General features: G+C 64.0%; 17 protein-coding genes. 6 read left to right on the plus strand and 11 right to left on the minus strand.

What is annotated here, in order from left to right; all coding sequences use genetic code 11:
- The first annotated feature begins 8 nt into the window (after window positions 1-8).
- From NKH23_RS29555 to NKH23_RS29570, 4 genes are all read left to right on the plus strand, one after another.
- Entirely contained in the window at window positions 9-2,132 is a 2,124-nt protein-coding gene (locus NKH23_RS29555) for an ABC transporter permease (protein ID WP_353036033.1), read from the plus strand.
- Window positions 2,129-3,187, plus strand: coding sequence for an SMP-30/gluconolactonase/LRE family protein (locus tag NKH23_RS29560; RefSeq protein ID WP_353036035.1), 1,059 nt, complete (start codon window positions 2,129-2,131; stop codon window positions 3,185-3,187). Before NKH23_RS29555 ends, NKH23_RS29560 begins: the two co-directional genes overlap by 4 nt.
- Window positions 3,187-4,683 carry a sugar ABC transporter ATP-binding protein gene (locus NKH23_RS29565; RefSeq protein WP_353036037.1) on the plus strand — a complete coding sequence of 499 codons (1,497 nt, stop codon included), beginning with the start codon at window positions 3,187-3,189 and terminating at the stop codon, window positions 4,681-4,683. The genes NKH23_RS29560 and NKH23_RS29565 overlap by 1 nt, the downstream gene beginning before the upstream one ends.
- A 392-nt stretch (window positions 4,684-5,075) precedes the next feature.
- Entirely contained in the window at window positions 5,076-5,483 is a 408-nt protein-coding gene (locus tag NKH23_RS29570) for a carboxymuconolactone decarboxylase family protein (RefSeq protein ID WP_352465276.1), read from the plus strand.
- 45 nt (window positions 5,484-5,528) lie between these two features.
- Here the strand turns inward: NKH23_RS29570 and NKH23_RS29575 are convergent, their stop codons facing one another.
- The 11 genes from NKH23_RS29575 to NKH23_RS29625 form a co-directional block, all read right to left on the minus strand.
- On the minus strand, window positions 5,529-6,416 hold the full coding sequence (locus NKH23_RS29575; protein ID WP_352912677.1) for an amidohydrolase family protein: 888 nt from the start codon (window positions 6,414-6,416) through the stop codon (window positions 5,529-5,531).
- Window positions 6,416-7,549, minus strand: coding sequence for a vWA domain-containing protein (locus NKH23_RS29580; RefSeq protein ID WP_353036039.1), 1,134 nt, complete (start codon window positions 7,547-7,549; stop codon window positions 6,416-6,418). The genes NKH23_RS29575 and NKH23_RS29580 overlap by 1 nt, the downstream gene beginning before the upstream one ends.
- Window positions 7,546-8,427, minus strand: a complete 882-nt coding sequence (locus NKH23_RS29585) for an AAA family ATPase (protein ID WP_353036041.1) — start codon at window positions 8,425-8,427, stop codon at window positions 7,546-7,548. The genes NKH23_RS29580 and NKH23_RS29585 overlap by 4 nt, the downstream gene beginning before the upstream one ends.
- A 9-nt stretch (window positions 8,428-8,436) precedes the next feature.
- Entirely contained in the window at window positions 8,437-9,447 is a 1,011-nt protein-coding gene (locus tag NKH23_RS29590) for a xanthine dehydrogenase family protein molybdopterin-binding subunit (RefSeq protein WP_095493116.1), read from the minus strand.
- 1 nt (window position 9,448) lies between these two features.
- Window positions 9,449-10,816: a xanthine dehydrogenase family protein molybdopterin-binding subunit gene (locus NKH23_RS29595; protein ID WP_353036044.1), complete on the minus strand. Its 1,368-nt coding sequence runs from the start codon at window positions 10,814-10,816 to the stop codon at window positions 9,449-9,451.
- A gap of 14 nt (window positions 10,817-10,830) precedes the next feature.
- Complete coding sequence (locus tag NKH23_RS29600; RefSeq protein WP_353036046.1) at window positions 10,831-11,310, minus strand: (2Fe-2S)-binding protein; 480 nt, start codon at window positions 11,308-11,310, stop codon at window positions 10,831-10,833.
- 49 nt (window positions 11,311-11,359) lie between these two features.
- Entirely contained in the window at window positions 11,360-12,154 is a 795-nt protein-coding gene (locus NKH23_RS29605) for an FAD binding domain-containing protein (protein WP_353036048.1), read from the minus strand.
- 21 nt (window positions 12,155-12,175) lie between these two features.
- Window positions 12,176-12,628: an SRPBCC family protein gene (locus NKH23_RS29610; protein WP_353036050.1), complete on the minus strand. Its 453-nt coding sequence runs from the start codon at window positions 12,626-12,628 to the stop codon at window positions 12,176-12,178.
- A 107-nt stretch (window positions 12,629-12,735) separates the two neighbouring features.
- Complete coding sequence (locus tag NKH23_RS29615; protein ID WP_353036052.1) at window positions 12,736-13,563, minus strand: helix-turn-helix domain-containing protein; 828 nt, start codon at window positions 13,561-13,563, stop codon at window positions 12,736-12,738.
- Window positions 13,564-13,839: 276 nt separating this feature from the next.
- Window positions 13,840-14,838 (minus strand): ABC transporter permease, encoded by a 999-nt coding sequence (locus NKH23_RS29620; protein WP_353036054.1) that lies wholly within the window; start codon window positions 14,836-14,838, stop codon window positions 13,840-13,842.
- A 34-nt stretch (window positions 14,839-14,872) separates the two neighbouring features.
- Complete coding sequence (locus NKH23_RS29625; RefSeq protein ID WP_023675804.1) at window positions 14,873-15,613, minus strand: ATP-binding cassette domain-containing protein; 741 nt, start codon at window positions 15,611-15,613, stop codon at window positions 14,873-14,875.
- Between the two features lie 428 nt (window positions 15,614-16,041).
- Between NKH23_RS29625 and NKH23_RS29630 the strand changes: the two genes are divergently transcribed.
- Both NKH23_RS29630 and NKH23_RS29635 read left to right on the plus strand, forming a co-directional pair.
- Window positions 16,042-17,031 (plus strand): sugar-binding protein, encoded by a 990-nt coding sequence (locus NKH23_RS29630; RefSeq protein ID WP_352912685.1) that lies wholly within the window; start codon window positions 16,042-16,044, stop codon window positions 17,029-17,031.
- Between the two features lie 146 nt (window positions 17,032-17,177).
- Window positions 17,178-17,613: FadR/GntR family transcriptional regulator (locus tag NKH23_RS29635; protein WP_353036056.1), on the plus strand; the 436-nt coding region annotated here is incomplete at its 3' end.

Below are 17,613 nucleotides of genomic sequence, written 5' to 3' on the forward strand. Positions count from 1 at the left end.
AGCAACCGATGTCCTTTCGCGAACGCCTTCAATCCTGGCGCTACAATCTCGTGCCCGACCACCTCGTCGGCGAGATCCTAAGCAAACGCTGGACCGACAATGCCATTCCGTTCCTGGCGCTGGTGGCGACGCTCGGCGTGTTCGGCTCGATCATCCCCGGCTTCTTCAAGCCGATGTCGCTGCAGGAATCGACCCGCCAGCTCGGCGAGTTCTCGCTGGTGGTCACCGGCATGACGGTGGTCATGCTTGGCGGCGGCATCGACCTTTCGGTCGGCTCGATCTTCGCGCTGTCCTGTTTTTCCGCCGTGTTCGTCTTCTTCATCCTCGAACAATCGGTGTGGCTGGCGCTGGCCGCCTCGATCGCCACCGGGCTGCTGTTCGGCGCGATCAACGGCTATCTGATCGGCTATTTCCGGCTGCGCGCTTTCCTGACGACACTGGTCACCTTCATCTTCGGGCGGGCGCTGTTCGACATACTGGTCACCACTTATGCCGCCGACGTCCAGCTTTCCGATGCCACATCGGATGTGCTGGACTTTATCGGCGACGATACCTTCTGGGGCCTCTCGGTTGCGGTGTGGGCGGCGATTATCCTGGCCATCATTACCCATGTCGCGCTGACGCGCTCGCGGCCCGGCTGGCATGTGCAGGCGGTGGGCGGGTCGCGGCGCTCGGCCCACAATGCCGGCATCCGCGTGCGCCGCACCGTGTTCATGACCTATGTGTTCTCCGGCTTCAGCGCCTCGCTCGGCGGCTTCCTCATTGCCTGCCGGCTGAGCGGCGCCGGGCCGGGCACCGGCCTCAACCTCGAGGTCATGGCACTGACAGCGGCGGTCGTCGGCGGCGTCAGCCTGGGCGGCGGCCGCGGCTCGGTGATCAAGGGGCTGATGGGCGCGATCATCGTGCTGACCATGACCAACGGGCTGATCCGGCTGGGCTATGGCACCGGCACCAACCAGATGGTGCTGGGTATCATGCTGGCAGTCGCGGTCACCATCGACATTCGCTGGCTGAAGAACCGCCACAAGGTTCTGGACGAGGTCTATGTCGCGCCGGTCTACCTGAAGATGGGCGCAACGCAGTCGGCTGCACCGGGCTCAGGCACGCCTTACGAACTCGACAACCGGCTATCGGAGGCTGACCATATCGGGCTCGGCGAGCTGGAAGGGCCGGAAGACGTCATCCTCGACCGCGACGACCATCTCTATTGCGGCACCAGGCATGGCGAGATCGTCCGCTTCTTCGCGCCGGATTACGAACGCTCGGAGGTCTTTGCGCATATTGGCGGCTTCCCGCTGGGCCTGGCCTTCGACAAAACAGGCAATCTGATCAGCTGCGTCGGCGCGATGGGCCTTTATTCGGTCTCGCCGCAGCGCGAGGTGAAGCGGCTTTCGGCGGAAACGTCGCGCTCCTGGACTTCGATCGTCGACGATGCGCGGCTGCGCGATCCCAATGATTGCGATATCGCGCCGGACGGCCGCATCTACTTCACCGATTCCACCAAGCGTTATGACGCGCACGATTGGGCGCTGGACTCGATCGAGAACCGCGCCACCGGGCGGCTGCTCGTCTATGACCCCAAGGACGGTTCGACGAAGACATTGCTCGACGGCTACCGCTACACCAACGGCGTGTGCATGGCGCATGACGGCAAGTCGCTGTTCTTCGCCGAAAGCTGGGCCTGCCGCGTGCACCGCTACTGGCTGGAAGGGCCGAAAGCAGGCACCGCCGAATGCGTCATCCGCGACATGCCGGGCTACCCCGACAACATCAACCGGGCGTCAGACGGCAATTACTGGATGGCCTGGCTTGGCATGCGCACGCCGAGCTTCGACCTGTCGCTGCGCCATCCCGACATGCGCAAGCGCATGACGCGCCGGCTGCCGCAGGACGAATGGCTGTTCCCCAACATCAACACCGGCGGTGTGGTGAAATTCAACGAGAAAGGCGGCATCGTCGAAGCCATGGGCGACCTGTCGGGCGCCGCGCATCCGATGGTCACCTCGATGCGCGAGCACAAGGGTTTTCTGTTCGTCGGCGGTATCCTCAACAACCGGATCGGCCGCTACAGGATTGCCGGCGCCGATCCGAACTGGACCAGCCCCGCTTCTTACTGGGGGGCGAAGCCATGATGCTGGACCCGATCCTCGACATCTTTCGCGGCAAGGCGGTGACCATCCCGCCGCTCGACGGTGCCTTCAGGCCCAATACGCTGCTGGACGATGCTGCCGCCTTCGCTGAGCTGCCGGAGCCTGACAATCTGCTGATCGCTGACGGCCGGCTGCTGGCCTCCAGCGGCAATGCCGTCTACGTCATCACCGTCGGTGGCCCGCCGACGATAGTCGAGACATTTCCGTCCGCGGTTACCGCGCTCGCGCGCTCGCCCGCCGGCGAACTGACGGTCGGGCTCGAAAACGGCGAGCTGTTAATCGCGGGCAAGGAGGCTCGCCTGCCAGCCGAGATCCGCTGCATTACAGCAGTCGCCTACGCAGAAGATGGCACGCTTTGGCTGGCCAATGGCTCGGCCGAACACGCGCCGTCGGAATGGGCCGCCGATCTGATGAAGAAGGGCGCTTCCGGTTCGCTGTGGAAGCGCGATCCGGCAGGCAGCGAATTCCGCAAGGTCGCCGGTGACATCGCCTTTCCCTATGGGCTGCATCCAACCGGCAAGGATGTGCTGGTCAGCGAGAGCTGGCGGCACCAACTTGTCCGCTTCGATGGCGCGTCGGGCAGCCGCTCGACGGTGCTGGCGCATCTGCCCGGCTATCCCTCTCGCCTGTCGCCTGCCGCCGACGGCGGTGCCTGGCTGGCGCTGTTTGCGCCCCGCAACCGTCTGATCGAATTCGTGCTGCAGGAAAAGCACTATCGAAACGACATGCTGGCGCAAGTGTCGCCGCAACACTGGATCGCGCCGGCGCTCGCCTCCAACCGAAGCTTCCTCGAGCCGCTGCAATGTGGCGGCATCCGCACCATGGGCATCCACAAGCCATGGTCGCCGAGCCGCTCCTACGGGCTGGTGGTCAGGCTCGATCGTGAGATGCGGCCGCAATTCAGCCTGCACAGTCGCGCCAACGGCACCCGTCATGGCATCTGCAGCGTGGCGGAGAACGACGGTCGCCTGTTCATTGCCTCGAAAGGCGGCGATTGCCTGCTGGCCATCGATCTGGCTTCAGGAGGGCATCGCTGATGGAACCGATCGTCCGCCTGGAGAACGTGACCAAGACCTATCGCGGCGTGCCCGCGGTGAAGAATGTCAGCTTCGAGCTGCGCAAGGGCGAGATCCATGCGCTGCTCGGCGAGAACGGTGCGGGAAAATCGACGCTGACCAAGATCATCGCCGGCGTCGTCGACGCGATCTCGGGAAAGATGTTCCACAAGGGGCAGGAGATCGCCTACGCCTCGCCGCACGCGGCGCTTCAAGCCGGCATCGCCATGGTGTTCCAGGAGACCAGCCTGGTGCCGTCGATGACGGTGGCGCAGAACCTCTATCTCGGCACCGAGAGTTTTCTCAACCGGCTGCGCGGCACCTACATCTCGGCGCAGCAGTTTCTGCAGTCATTGAACTTTCCCGTCGACCCGAACGCCATGCTGGCGACGCTGGGCGCGGCCAAACGGCAAATGGTCGAGATCGCGCGCGCCGTGCACCACAACGCTGAGATCATCATCTTCGACGAGCCGACGGCGACGCTGACGCCGGAGGAAAAGCGGCACTTCTTCGCACTGATCCGCCGGCTTAAGGCAAGGGGCGTGTCGATCGTCTTTATCAGCCATGCGCTCGAAGAGGCGCTTGATATCGCCGACCGCATCACCATCCTGCGCGACGGCGAACTGGTGATCACCGACGATACCGCCGCTTTCGATCGCGACAGGATCGTCGCCGCCATGGTCGGGCGCACGCTGTCGGGACAGCTCTACAGCCAGCGCGACGAGGCCAGGCTGCGCAAGCCCGGCAAGAAGGTGCTGTCGGTACAGGACATCTCGATGAGCAATGTCGTGCGCAACAATTCCTTCTCGATCTTCGAGGGCCAGATCACCGGCGTGTTCGGGCTGATCGGTTCGGGCCGCACCGAGACGTTCAAGATCGTCTCCGGCATCTACAAGCGCGACTTCCTGCGCGGCGGCACTATCGAGCTGGACGACAGGCCGGTGCGCTATCTCGTGCCCAGCGAGGCAGTTGCCGACGGCATCGTCTATGTCACCGAAGACCGCAAGAGCGAGGGGATATTCGAGACGATGGACGTTGCCGAGAACCTGTTCGGTGGCTTCCTGGCGGCGGGGCGGGAAAATGGCTGGGTGATCAATGCGCAAGAGATGCGGGCGCTGTCGGCCGAATGGACGAAGACGCTGAACGTCAAGGCGATCAACGACAATGCGCGGGTGGTCGAGCTTTCCGGCGGCAACCAGCAGAAGGTGGTCATCGGCAAGGGGCTGGTGCAGAAACCGCGCATTGTCATCTTCGACGAGCCGACGCGCGGCGTCGATGTCGGCGCGATCGCCGAAATCCACCAGATCATCAACCGGCTGGCCGATGAGGGCCTGGCCGTCGTCGTCATCTCGTCCTACCTGCCGGAGATCATGAACCTGTCCGACCGCATCCTGGTCTGCCGGCAAGGCCGCATCGTCGAGGAGTTCTCGCCGGCCGAGGCGACGGAGGAGAAGATCATGTATGCGGCGGTGCATTAGGGCTTGGCTTAGAGGGTCGACATGTCCGATGGTCGTTGGTGCATACTTTGGAGATTGGCAGAAACGTCCACCGCTTCGTCATCCTGGGGCGAAGCAAGGAGCGAAGCGACGCGGCGCAGACCCCAGGATCCATGCCGTGACTTCCAAGCGTTGCGACGGTCCGGAATTCTGCTCCGCTGCACCCTTCGGCTGAGGTCACGGCATGGATCCCAGGGTCTCCGCGACGTCGCTTCGCTCCTGCTCCGCCCAGGGATGACGATGTTGAGGGGCTGTGCATGTCCAAGGTTCTGGGCCGGCCCGCAAAAACTGAATCACCCGAGCAAGTTAGCCGCATTCGCTACCAAGCCGATTCAACGACCTCTCTCATCGATTCAAACAAAAGGAGCCTGCCCATGGCCACCACAAGACTGCTGACCGATGCCGAGGTCGAGGCGATTCCCGCCGTGAAGGCCGTGTTCGACGACATCCGCGCGACGCGCAAATCCGACTTCGTCAACAATTTCTGGCGCGGGCTGGCCAATGATCCGGTCTCGCTGAAGCGGGTGTGGGAGCAGCTCAAGGCGGTGATGGTCGCTGACAGCGCCATCGACCCGCTGACCAAGGAGATGATCTACATCGCCGTCTCCACAGCCAATGGCTGCTCCTATTGCGTCCACTCGCACACCGCGGCAGCGCGGGCCAAAGGCATGACCGACGCGCAGCATGGCGAGCTGGTGTCGATCATCGGACTGGCGGGGCAGACCAACCAGATGGTCACGGCGATGCAGATCCCGGTCGATCCGGAGTTCGAGGTGAGGTGAGGGGCGGGGCGCCTTCCCTTCTCCCACAGGGGGAGAAGGGATGCGCTACGCCGGCCGATATACCTTCTCCGCCGTGTTCCAGAAGATATCCGCCTCTGCAGCCGCGCCGTGCTTCGCCACCGCTTCCCGGTGCGCCCTGATCAGCTCGACGTGGCTGGTCCACAGCTTCTCGATCGGGAAGTTCGAGCCGAACATCAAATGGTCGCTGCCGAGGATGTCGATGGCGGCGTCGACGATATAGCTGATCAGCGCCGGGTCGTTGCGGTGGACGAAGGTGCCGAGGCCGGACAGCTTTGCATAGAGGTTTGGTGCCGCTGACAGCGTGCGCAGGCCGGTCTTCCACGCCTCGGTGGTCTCCGGTTCCATGTCGGTCAGCATGCCGGCATGGGTGAGAACGAAATTCGTCTCGGGGTTCTCGCCGACAAGCGTCAGCCCATCCTTCATCTGGGCGGGGAAAAGCTGCAGGTCGAAGGACAGGCCGTAATCCTTCAGCCGGGCGACATTGGCCCGCACCTTCGGATCGATGACCTGATCGGCCGAGGCGGCGAAGCGGAAGGCCGGCGTTTGGTGCCAGTGCAGCTGCATACGCACGCCGCGCAACAGCGGATATTTTTTCAGCCGGTCGATCTGGGGACGCACATCGTCCACCGTCATGTCGGCATAGCCGACGATGGCGTGCGGCCAACCGGTTTCTTCCGCGGTCTTCTGCAGGAAAGCGACCTCTTTTTCGAAATCTTCCTTGGCCCAGTTGGTCTGGACATAGACCGCCTTCTCGACGCCCGAGCCTTGCTGGTCCGCGAGGAATTCCTCGATCGGATAATCGCGGCGGATCGGCTCGTAAGGGCCAAAGATGCGTGGCACCATCGGTCCGACGAGCCAGGGCTGGTCCTTTTGGCGCCAGATGTGGAAATGCGCGTCGATCGCCTTCCGCATCACAAAACCCTTTTCCAGATTGCCGCGGCCGCCGGAGCTGGGCGGGCGAGCGACAGGATGAACTCGCTGAGACCGGCGATAGAGGAGCCATCGACCAGATCGTCGAGCACCGGCAGGATGGCGCGGAGCGCTGCCGTGACCGGGCGGAAGCGTGGATCGCCGGCCAGCGGCGTCGCCAGCGAAAGCCGAAAGGCGCGGGCGCTCAGCCGGCGCATCGCCATTTCCAGCTCGGCATGGTCGCCGCACTCCAGCGCGTCCGACAGGATGACGATCGCCGCCCCGCGTGCAAAGGCGGAGAAGCGCGGCACCGATAGAAACGCGAGCAGCGTCGGCCCCATGCGGGTTCCGCCGTCCCAGTCGTCGACCTGGGCAGCGGCGCGGGCCAGCGCCTGGTCGCGGTCGCGAATGCGCAGCGCCGAGGTGATACGGGTCAGCCGTGTGCCGAAGGTGAAGACCTCCGCCCGGTCGGCGCCTTGCACCGCCGCATGCGCCAGCTTGAGATAGTCCGATGTGTAGAGCTTCATCGAGCCGGACACGTCGATCAGGATGAGAAGCTTGCGCGGCACTGTCTGCCGCCGGCGCAGCAGCGGCGAGGGGATATCGCCGTCGGCACTGACGATTTCGCGCAGCGAGCGGCGCAGGTCGAGCTTGCCGCGCGCATGCGTTCGCACGGTGCGGAAGGAGCGGCGGGCGGGCAAAGCGGTGGCGAGCTTGCGGCGGAAGGCGGCAAGCCCGTCGCTATCGCGGCTGAATTCGCGGACACTCAACTGTTCGCTTGCCGAAGACAGTTCGCCGCCTTGCTCCTGGCGGATTACCTCGATTTCTTCTTCGCCCGTTGCACCATCGTCCTTGATGCGGGTTTCCTCATCGGCCTCGCCTTCGACCAGCGCCGCGGTGTCCCCATAGAAATGACTCCGGAAATGCGCCTCGAATTCGTCGCGGCGGTCGGGCGGCGGCGCCAGCGTGGCAAGGGCCGCTTCGCGGATGTCGACCATCGAGCGCGGGCCGAGCAGCGTCACCGCTTGCATGAAGCCGGAGACCTGCTCGGGCGCCACCGCAAAGCCGTAGCGGCGCAGCAGCCGGCCGAAGCCGAGGAACGGCGTCGCCCCTCGAGGCAGAGCCGCGGGGCTCACGCCAGCGCCTCCTCGACAATCTTGCCGAGCTCGGGCGCGATGCAGGAAAGATCCTCCTCGTCCTTGATCAGCACGCCGATGGCGCGGCGAAACGCTTCCGGCCACGGGCTGCCGCCCTTTTCGAGGATGGTGGCGGCGTTGGCCCATTCGACCGCCTCAGCGATGCCTGGCGGCTTGGCCAGCGGACGCGCGCGGATGTCGCGCACGGCGGAAGCCACGGCGCGCGCCGTGGCCTCGGCGACGTCGCCGGCGCGCAGCATGATGATCTCGGCCTCGCGCCCGGCGTCGGGATAGGTGATCCAGTGGTAGACGCAGCGCCGCCGCAGCGCTTCGGCCAGTTCACGGGTGCGGTTCGAGGTCAGGATGACGATCGGCTGCGCCGTCGCGCGAATGGTGCCGCGCTCGGGAATGCTGATCTGGAAATCGGACAGGAATTCCAGCAGCAGCGCTTCGAATTCATGGTCGGAACGGTCGATCTCGTCGACCAGCAGCACGCGTTTTTCCGGTGCCTTCAGCACCTGCAGCAGCGGCCGCGCGATCAGAAAGCGGTCGTCATAGATGTCGACCTCATGCTCGCCGGCATGACGGATGGCGAGCAGCTGGCGCTGGTAGTTCCATTCGTAGAGCGCGTGTGCTGCGTCGATGCCTTCGTAGCATTGCAGCCGCACCAGGTCGCGTCCGAGCACGTCGGCGATCGCCTTGGCTGCTTCGGTCTTGCCGACGCCCGGCGCGCCTTCAAGCAACAGTGGCTTGCCCAGCCTGATCGCCAGGAAGATGGCGGTCGCCAGGCTCTCGTCCGCCAGATAGCGCGAAGCGGCGAGGCGCGACGCCACCGCCTCCGGCGAGGTCGCGACAGTCTCTGCGCTTCTCTTGGGCATTTCCAGCACTCAGTTCGGTGCGCCGGCTTGCGCCTTCAGCGCGCGCAGGATGCGCTCCGGCGTGATCGGCAGCGTGTCGATGCGCACGCCGACGGCGTCGAAGACGGCATTGGCGACCGCCGGGATTTGCGGGTTGGCGCACATTTCGCCTGGCCCCTTGGCGCCATAGGGCCCGTCGGCCGACGGCCGTTCCAGCACGATGATCTCGGTTTGCGCAAGATCGCCCGGTCCCGGCATCAGATACTGGTTGAAGTCGGTGCCGCCATGATCGCGATTGGGATAATAGGGTTCGGTCGTCTCGTAGAGCGCATGACTGATGCCCATCCACGAGCCGCCGACCAGTTGCTGTTCGACCATTTTCGGATTCAGCGCGCGGCCGATCTCAAAAACGTTCTTCACGGTCAGCACGGTGACTTCGCCGGTCTCATCATCGACCTCGACCTCCGCCACCGTGCAGGCATGGGCATAACAGGTCGACGGCTTCATCGCGCCGGTCTCTTTTTCGGGGTACGAGCGGGGGATGAGGAACATGCCGCGGCCGGAAATCGAGCGGCCGCGCTTGAAATGCGCTGACAGCGCGACATCGAAGATTGAGATCGATCTCTGCGGCGCGCCCTTGACCAGGATGTTACCCTGGCCGTCGGTCTCGAGGTCCGAGGCATTCACTTCCAGCTCCTCGGCCGCCACTTCCAGCATCACCTGGCGGGCTTCCCTGGCCGCCTGGATGACGGCGTTGCCGGCGCGGTGCGTGCCGCGCGAGGCGAAGGTGCCCATGCAGTGCGGGCCGGTGTCGGTGTCGGCGGTATCGACGACGACGCGGTCGGTCGGCACGCCGATCGTCTCGGCGCAGATCTGCGCCATGATCTGCTTCATGCCCTGGCCGAGATCGACTGATGACAGCGTCACCATGAAATTGCCGGTCGGTGTCGAATGCACCAGCGCCTGCGTCGGGTCGCCGCCGAGGTTCATGCCGGTCGGATAATTGATTGCGGCGACGCCGCGTCCGCGCCTGATCGCCATCTCAAGCTCCCTTCGTGTAGGACGACATGGAGAGGTACTTTTCCGCCACCGGCCAGTTGGCGGCGCGCGAGGCTTCCTGCATGCACTCGATCAGCGCAGCGCCTTCGGTCGGCTGGCGATGCGCCTTCATATCGCCGTCGCGGTAGGCGTTGATGAAGCGGAACTCGAGCGGGTCCATGCCGATCAGCCGGGCGAGCTTGTCCATCTGCACCTCAAGCGCGAAATCGCCAATGGTCACGCCGAAGCCGCGCATGGCGGAGGAGGGCGTGCGGTTGGTGTAGACGCAGTAGGTGTCGATCCAGACATTCGGGATCGTGTAAGGGCCGGGATAGTGGCCGGCGCCCTTCTGTGCGCCATAGGGTGAGTGGCGCGAATAGGCGCCGGCATCGGTATAGCCGGTGACCTTGCGCGCGACGATGCGGCCGTCCTTCATGACGCCGTCCTTGATGACGACCTTTTCCGCTGCGCGCGGCGAGGAGATCTGCATCTCCTCCTCGCGGCTGTAGATGAAGGAGACCGGACGCCCGGTCAGCTTGGCGCCGAGGATGGCGATCGGCTCGACGATGACGTCGACCTTGCCGCCAAAACCGCCGCCGACAGTGCCGCCGACGAAATGCAGCTTGTTGCCTGGCACCTGCAGGATGATCGAGGCATTGTCGAGGGTGAAGAACATCGCCTGCGTGTTGGTGTAGCAGGTGAAGCGGTCGTTGCCCTCGGGTGCGACGATGCAGCCGGTCGTCTCGGTCGGCGCATGCTCGATCGGCGAAGATTGGTAAGTCTGTTCGAGCACGTGGTCGGCCTCGGCAAAGCCGGCCTCGACATCGCCGAAGCGCACCTTGCGGCATTCGCCGCTGTCGTAGAGATAATAGTTCCGGCCGTGATACTCGTTGACGATCGGCGCGCTGGGCCTCAGCGCTTCCTCGATGTCGAAGACGGCCGGCAGTACCTCGTAATCGACCTTGACCTTGGCAGCCGCCTCCTGCGCGGCGCGCTCGGTCTCGGCCAGCACCGCCACCACGGCCTCGCCCTTCCAGCGCACCTTGCCGTCGGCCAGGACCGTTTCGTCCTCCGGCCCGATCTGGATCAGGATCAGGATCGTGTAGACATTGTGCGGCACATCCTTGGCGGTCAGCACCTTGACGACGCCTGGGTGCTTTTCCGCCTCTGACGTATCGATGCTGCGGATGCGGGCGTGATGGTGCGGGCTGCGCACCATCTTCAAATGCAGCATGTCGGGAAAATTGCGGTCGGCGAAATAGGCGGTCTTGCCTGTGACATGACCGGGTGAATCGGAGCGCGGCCGCGGCTGGCCGATCTCGTGCAGATCGTCCTTGCGCTGGTCGGCGAAGTAATTCTTGCGGAGTTCCATTTTCTTAACTCCCCTCAAGCCGCGTTCTGCGAATTGGACCGCGCGGTCAGCACCGCCTGGATGATCGGCTCGTAGCCGGTACAGCGGCAGATGTTGCCCGACAGCGCCTCGACCACGTCCTCGCGGCTGGGGTTCGGGGTTTGGTCGAGAAGCACCTTGGCCGCCATGATCATGCCCGGCGTGCAGAAACCGCATTGCGTCGCAAAGGCGTCGAGGAAAGCGCGCTGCAAGGGATGCAGCACGCCGCCTTCCGAAAGCCCTGACGTTGTGGTGATAGTCGCACCATTGCAGGCCTCTGCCAGCGTCAGGCAGGAGAGCCTGAGCTCGCCATCGATGATGACCGAGCACGCACCGCAGGTGCCTTGATGGCAGCCGCCCTTCGGCGAGGTGTCGCCGATCTTGTCGCGCAGCGCATGAAGCAGCGTAGTGCCGCTGTCGATGAATTCGGCCTTTTCGGCACCATTGAGCGTGAACTGAACCGGGACCTTTGCCATCTTTTTACTCCTTGCGCCGCAGCCAGGCGGACATACGCGCCACGGTCTTTCAGGCGAGCAGCAGCCGGCCGAGATGGACCGGCAGGACTTCGTTGCGATACCAGGCGCTGGCGATCGGATCGGTTGGCGGCGAAGTGCCGTCGCGGGCAACAGCCAGTGCCGGTGCGATCCCCTCGCTGGTGAGTTCCCGGCCAATCAGGGCTTTCTCCGCCGCCCTGGCACGGATCGGCCGGTCGGCCATGCAGCCGAGCGCGATCCGCGCGGACGACACGGTGCCGTCCGGCGCCTGTTCCAGCACTGTGGCGATGCTCAGCACCGAGGCGCCCTTTGGCTTGACCCGCGACACTTTCAGGAAGCGAAAGCCGCCTTCCTTCGGAAGCGTGAAGCCGACCGCGGTGACGATTGCGCGATTGTTATCGCGCCTTGCCAGAAAGGTTTCGATCGGCAGCTCGCCGTCGCCGGTGCTGACGGTTGCGTCCAGAGCCAGCAGCGCAACGGTGAAATCGCCGTAAGGCGTCGGCGCGAAAAGATTGCCGCCGACGCTCGCCATATTGCGGATCGCCGGTCCCCCGACGGCGCGCGCGGCGCTGGCCAGCGGAGCGAGATCCGGGTGACGGGCGATCGCCGCCATGGTCACCGAAGCGCCAATGCCGACCGTGCCGCCGGAAATGCGGATGACCGACAGCGCCGGTTCGGTCGACCTGACGAAACCGGAGATCGACACGTCGCCTTCATTGACGGCGCGCACGACCAGCGTGCCGCCACCGAGATAGCGGGTGCCAGCGGCTTTCAGCGCCGCGCCGGCGTCCTTCACCGTCGGGAAAGTCTGCAGTGCAAGCGCCATGGAACGCTCCTGTTTGTCAGCTCAATTCAGCTCAACCTTGCCCGCGAAATGCGCCTTCAGGGCGTTGAAGCCGCCCTGGAAGACGTTTGCGCCCATGCCTTCGGCCAGCTTGTCGGCTTCTTCGGGAGGGGCGTCGAAGCTGGCGGTCCATTCGGCATAGGTGCGGTCGCCGTCGGTCACCCGCCGCAACTGCAGCGTTGCCTTGTGGTTGGTGAGCGGTTGCGGCGTCTCCAGGATGGAGTAGCTGACGAGGAAATTCTCGTCGGAGAAATCGAGCAGCTTTTCGCGAAGGCGGGCACCGCTGACGAGCTGGAAATTGCGCACGCAGCCGATCGTACTCGCATCCTTGCCGTCCTCGATATGGCTTTTGACCATGCGCGGGTGCCAGGTCGGCAGACCGTTGAAGTCGCGTATGCGCGCCCAGACCTTTTCGACCGGTGCGTCGATGACGCTGGAGATGGTGACTTTCGCCATATGATCGTTCCCTTGCAAATCAGCTGCTTGGGAGAGTAGGGCGGCAGGTTCGGCAGCGCTTATCAATGCGTCTTGAACGCCTATCAAATAGTCTGAAAAACGGGCGCTCAGCTGATCGCCCGCGCCGCCTCACGATAAAGCGTCGGCGGGACGCCGACATGGTCGCGGAAGAAGCGCGAGAAATTGCCTTGGGTGGTGAAGCCGAGATTGCAGGCGACCGAGATCAGCGGCTCCTGCGACCACTGCAATTGCCGCACCGCCTCGTCCATGCGCAGCGTGTTCCAGTAGACGTTGGGCGTCAGATTGGTCTGTTCCTTGAACAGCGCAAAGAAATGCGGCCGCGACAGGCCGACGCTGCGCGCCACGTCGTCGAAGCAGATACGCTCGCAGACATTGGCTTTCATCAGCTGGATCGCCTTGCGGACGCGGAAATCCGGCATGGTGTTGACGCGGGCGCGCACCGTCGGCGGTGTGGACGCGTCGGCGGCATCGAGCACGCTGTCGATGAAGCGCTCGATCTCGTAATTGGCGATGTCGTCGATGCTCTCATTGTCGCTGAGATGGTCGAGAAGGTTAGCCGCTGCCTTGTGCAGCCAAGGCTCGAGCGTGATTGCCGGGCTCGAGAACAGCGGCGCGGCGGAAGGCAGCTCGCGGCGCCTTCGAGCCCAGTCCGGATCGATGTAGAAGGCGAGGAACAGGCCGGGCGTGCCGTCGCGGGACAGAGCGTGGCTGTGCGGCTGGAAGGAATTGATGCCGGCGGCGGTGCCCGGTCCAAGCCGCACCGTATCGCGGCCGATGGTCATCTCACCGGCCGTGCCTTCCAGCCAGATGATGATATGCGCCTCGACATGGGCATGGGTGACGAAGTCGCTGGCGACGTTCAGGACAGAAACATGTCCGAACCGGCCCCAGTAGAGCCTGATCGCTTCCGTCATGGGTATATCCTCCCGCAGGCGACTGGCCTCCCTTCGCCTGCTGTGAGCGATTGTGCGGCTCAGTTTGGGCTTGCGTCAAGACGCATGTGCACGTCCGGGCGCCGGCCATGCGCCGCACCGGCGGATTTTCAGACTCGGCGATAGGAGGAAGGCGAGCGTTCCAGGCCGGTACGGCTAATCGACGCGGTAGGCCGGCGGCCAGCGCTATCGAGGCCTCGAGGCCGGCAATTCAACCGGCGAACGATCTATGATTCAGCGCCGAGATCCGGCCGAGATCTAGTCGTTGCGCCTGAAATTGCGGATGCGGTCGAACAGCACAGCGAGCAGGATGGCGCCGCCGATGAACACGCCTTGCCAAAAGGCATTGATGCCGAGCAGGCCGAGGCTGTTGCGGATGACCTCGATCAGCGCCGCGCCAACGACCGCGCCGAAGGCTGTTCCCATGCCGCCGGCCAGGTTGGCGCCACCGATGACGGTGGCGGCGATCACCTGAAGCTCCATGCCGTTGCCGAGATTTGTTGTGACCGCGCCCAGCCAGCCGGTCTGGATGATGCCGGCAAGGCCCGCCGCCAGTGCCGAGATCATGTAGACGACAACCTTGATCTGGCGCACCGGAACGCCGGTCAGCGTCGCCGCATGCTCGTTGCCGCCGATGGCGAAGATGTGCCGGCCGAATTTCGTCCAGCGCAGCACGAAGCCGGTGATCATCGCCAGCACGATCATGTAGAGCACCGGATTGGCGATGCCGAACACCCAGGCGCCGCCGCCAAGCGCCAGCAGCTTGTCGTGGTCCGGCCCGAACTGGAAGACGACGGTGTTGTTGGAGGCGACCATGGCAAGGCTGCGCGCAATCGACAGCATGCCGAGCGTCACCACGAAGGGCGGAAACCCGAGATAGGCGATCAAGATGCCGTTGAAGGCGCCGATGATCAGCGCCGTCGCGATCGCAGCGCCAATGCCGATCTCGATGCCGTAGCCGGCATGCATGGTCACGGCCAGCACCATCGAGCACAGGCAAAGCACCGAGCCGACCGACAGGTCGATACCGCCGGTGATGATGACGAAGGTCATGCCGAGCGCCACGATGGCGACGAAGGTGACGTTGCGGGTGATGTTGTAGAGGTTCTTGGTCGTGGCGAAGGAATCGGTGGCCACCGACAGGAACAGGCAGGCGAGGATGACCGCGATCACCACCCAGAAGGTCTGGCTGGCAAACACCTTGCTCAGCAAGGTGTGCTGCTTGTGCGCGATCGTCTGATCAAGGGTGACAGCCATTATCGACCTTTTTTACTCATGGTTGAGGCGTCAATCATACCTGTTCGATGGCGCCGGTGATGAGTCCGGTGACTTCTTCCGGCGAACTCGATGCGATCGTCTTGTCGGCGACCTTGCGGCCGCGCCGCATGACGATGACGCGGTCGGCAACGTCAAAGACGTCGGGCATGCGGTGGCTGATCAGCACGACGGCGATGCCCTGGTCGCGCAAATGGCGGATCAGGTTCAATACCTCGGCGACCTGGCGCACCGAGATCGCCGCCGTCGGCTCGTCCATCAGCACGATCTTGGCCTGCGAAAGCATGGTACGGGCGATCGCCACCGCTTGCCGCTGGCCGCCCGACATTTGTTTGACCAGGTCGCGCGGGCGCGTTTCGGATTTCAGCTCGGCGAAGATCTGGCCGGCACGCTTGTACATCGCGGCATAGTCGAGGATGCGAAGCGGCCCGAGGCCGCGGCGCAATTCACGGCCGAGATAGACGTTGGCGGCGGCCGTCAGATTGTTGCACAGCGCCAGGTCCTGATGGACGATTTCGATGCCGTGCTGGCGCGCCTCGACCGGCTTGTGCAGGATCAGCTCCTTGCCGTCCATCTGCATCGTGCCATGGCTCGGTGGGAAATTGCCGGCGATCATCTTGACCAGCGTCGACTTGCCGGCGCCGTTGTCGCCCATCAGGCCGACAACCTGTCCGGCCTCGATCGACAACGAAACGTCGTTGACCGCCTGGATGGCGCCAAAATGCTTCGAGATGTTGGTGAGTTCGAGAACCGCCACCAGCCTTCTTGCCTCCCCGTGCTTTGCGGCCCGCGGTTCTGCCGCGGCCTTTCGCTCTCCCCAGTTCCTCCCGGAGGCAGCGATTTTGCCCATTTACGCATAAGCCTCCTTGGCGTCAACCACGGCTTCTTTCGAAAAATCAGTTTTGTAGGACAAATAGCATTGACGTCGGTGACAAGGCGATATTAGCTAAGTGTCGGAGGAGCTTGCGCCGATCCCCCCGGGTTGCCGGAAGGAATCGGTGAAGGTTTGTCGGTCAGGGATCTGGTAACCAGCAGTATCTGTCGGTGCCGGTCTGAGACTGAATATGAAAATGCTTATCGACCTGGCTTGGCGACACGAGTGCGACGTCCTCTGTCATCTTGCTCCGGGTCGATCTGTGTGTGGCGGGCACGTGGTGTCCGTTTGTTTCAAAAGGGAGGACTGACATGAGGAAATCACTATTGCTCGCTGCCGCCGCCGTCATGGCGTTGGGTGCCGGGCCGGCCATGGCCAAGAAACAGCTCGTCATCGTGGTGAAGGGTCTCGACAATCCATTCTTCGAGGCCATCCACCAGGGTTGCGAGAAATGGAACAAGGAAAACGCCAGCGCGGAATATGAGTGCTTCTACACCGGACCGGCATCGACCTCGGACGAGGCCGGTGAAGCCCAGATCGTCCAGGACATGCTGAGCAAGCCCGATACGGTGGCGATGGCGATTTCGCCGTCGAACGCGCCGCTGATCGCGCAGACGATCAAAAGCGCCAATCCGTCGATCCCGATCATGACCCTCGACGCCGACCTCAGCAAGGAAGACGCGGCGCTGCGCAAGACCTATCTCGGCACCGACAATTACCTGATGGGTCACAAGATCGGCGAATACATCAAGAAGGCCAAGCCGAATGGCGGCAAGATCTGCACCATCGAAGGCAATCCGGCCGCCGACAACATCCTGCGCCGCGCGCAGGGCATGCGTGACGCGCTTTCGGGCAAGGAAGGCCTCGCGGCGCTGGCGGGCGAAGGCGGCTGGACGGAAGTTGCCGGCTGCCCGGTGTTCACCAATGACGACGGCGCCAAGGGCGTGCAGGCGATGACCGACATCCTCGCTGCTAATCCCGATCTCGACGCCTTCGGTATCATGGGCGGTTGGCCGCTGTTCGGCGCTCCGCAGCCCTATCGCGACCTGTTCAAGCCGATGGCCGACAAGATCGCCAGCAACGCCTTCGTCATCGGCGCCGCCGACACGATCGGCGACGAGGTGGCGATTGCCCGTGACGGGCTGGTGACCGCGCTGGTTGGCCAGCGGCCGTTCGAGATGGGCTACAAGGCGCCTTCGGTGATGATCGACCTGGTCGACGGCAAGCCGGTCGCCGATCCGGTGTTCACCGGCCTCGACGAATGCACCAAGGACACCGTCGACACCTGCATCCAGAAGTAGGTTCGCAGTTTCGGGGCGCCCTTCGACGGGCGCCCCGTCACAGATCGTCCATACAAACGCACGAGGCGACGCTGCTTTGGAGCGTAGGCCGTTGCTTTGTCGTGTCCTGAGTTCAGGTTTCGACAAGCAGCTGCCGGGGAATACGAATGCCGGACGCGACATCAAAAAAGCGACCCGCCAAGTTGAAGGCCGAGGCTGCGCGGCCGGCCGGCGTTCGGCGTGCCGACGCCGCACACTTTCCCGGCTCGAGCGTGCATGCGTCGCTCGCCAACGAAATCGGGCTGAGGATCGTGCGCGGCGACTATCCGCCGGGAACCATCCTGCCCAACGAAGCCAAATGGTCCGAGACTTTCGACGTCAGCCGCTCGGCGGTGCGCGAGGCGATCAAGATGCTGATGGCCAAGAGCCTCTTGGCATCACGCCCGAAGATCGGCAGCTGGGTCGAGCCGAAGGAGCGCTGGAACCTGCTCGATCGCGATGTGCTGGCCTGGTATGCGACCTCGCCGGACCGCGAGGTGTTCCTCAGGACGGTGCAGGAATTCCGCCACATCATCGAGCCGGAGGCCAGCGCCTTCGCCGCGA

It is taken from the genome of Mesorhizobium sp. M1328, from assembly GCF_040318075.1.
In the GTDB taxonomy this organism is placed as follows: Bacteria; Pseudomonadota; Alphaproteobacteria; order Rhizobiales; family Rhizobiaceae; genus Mesorhizobium.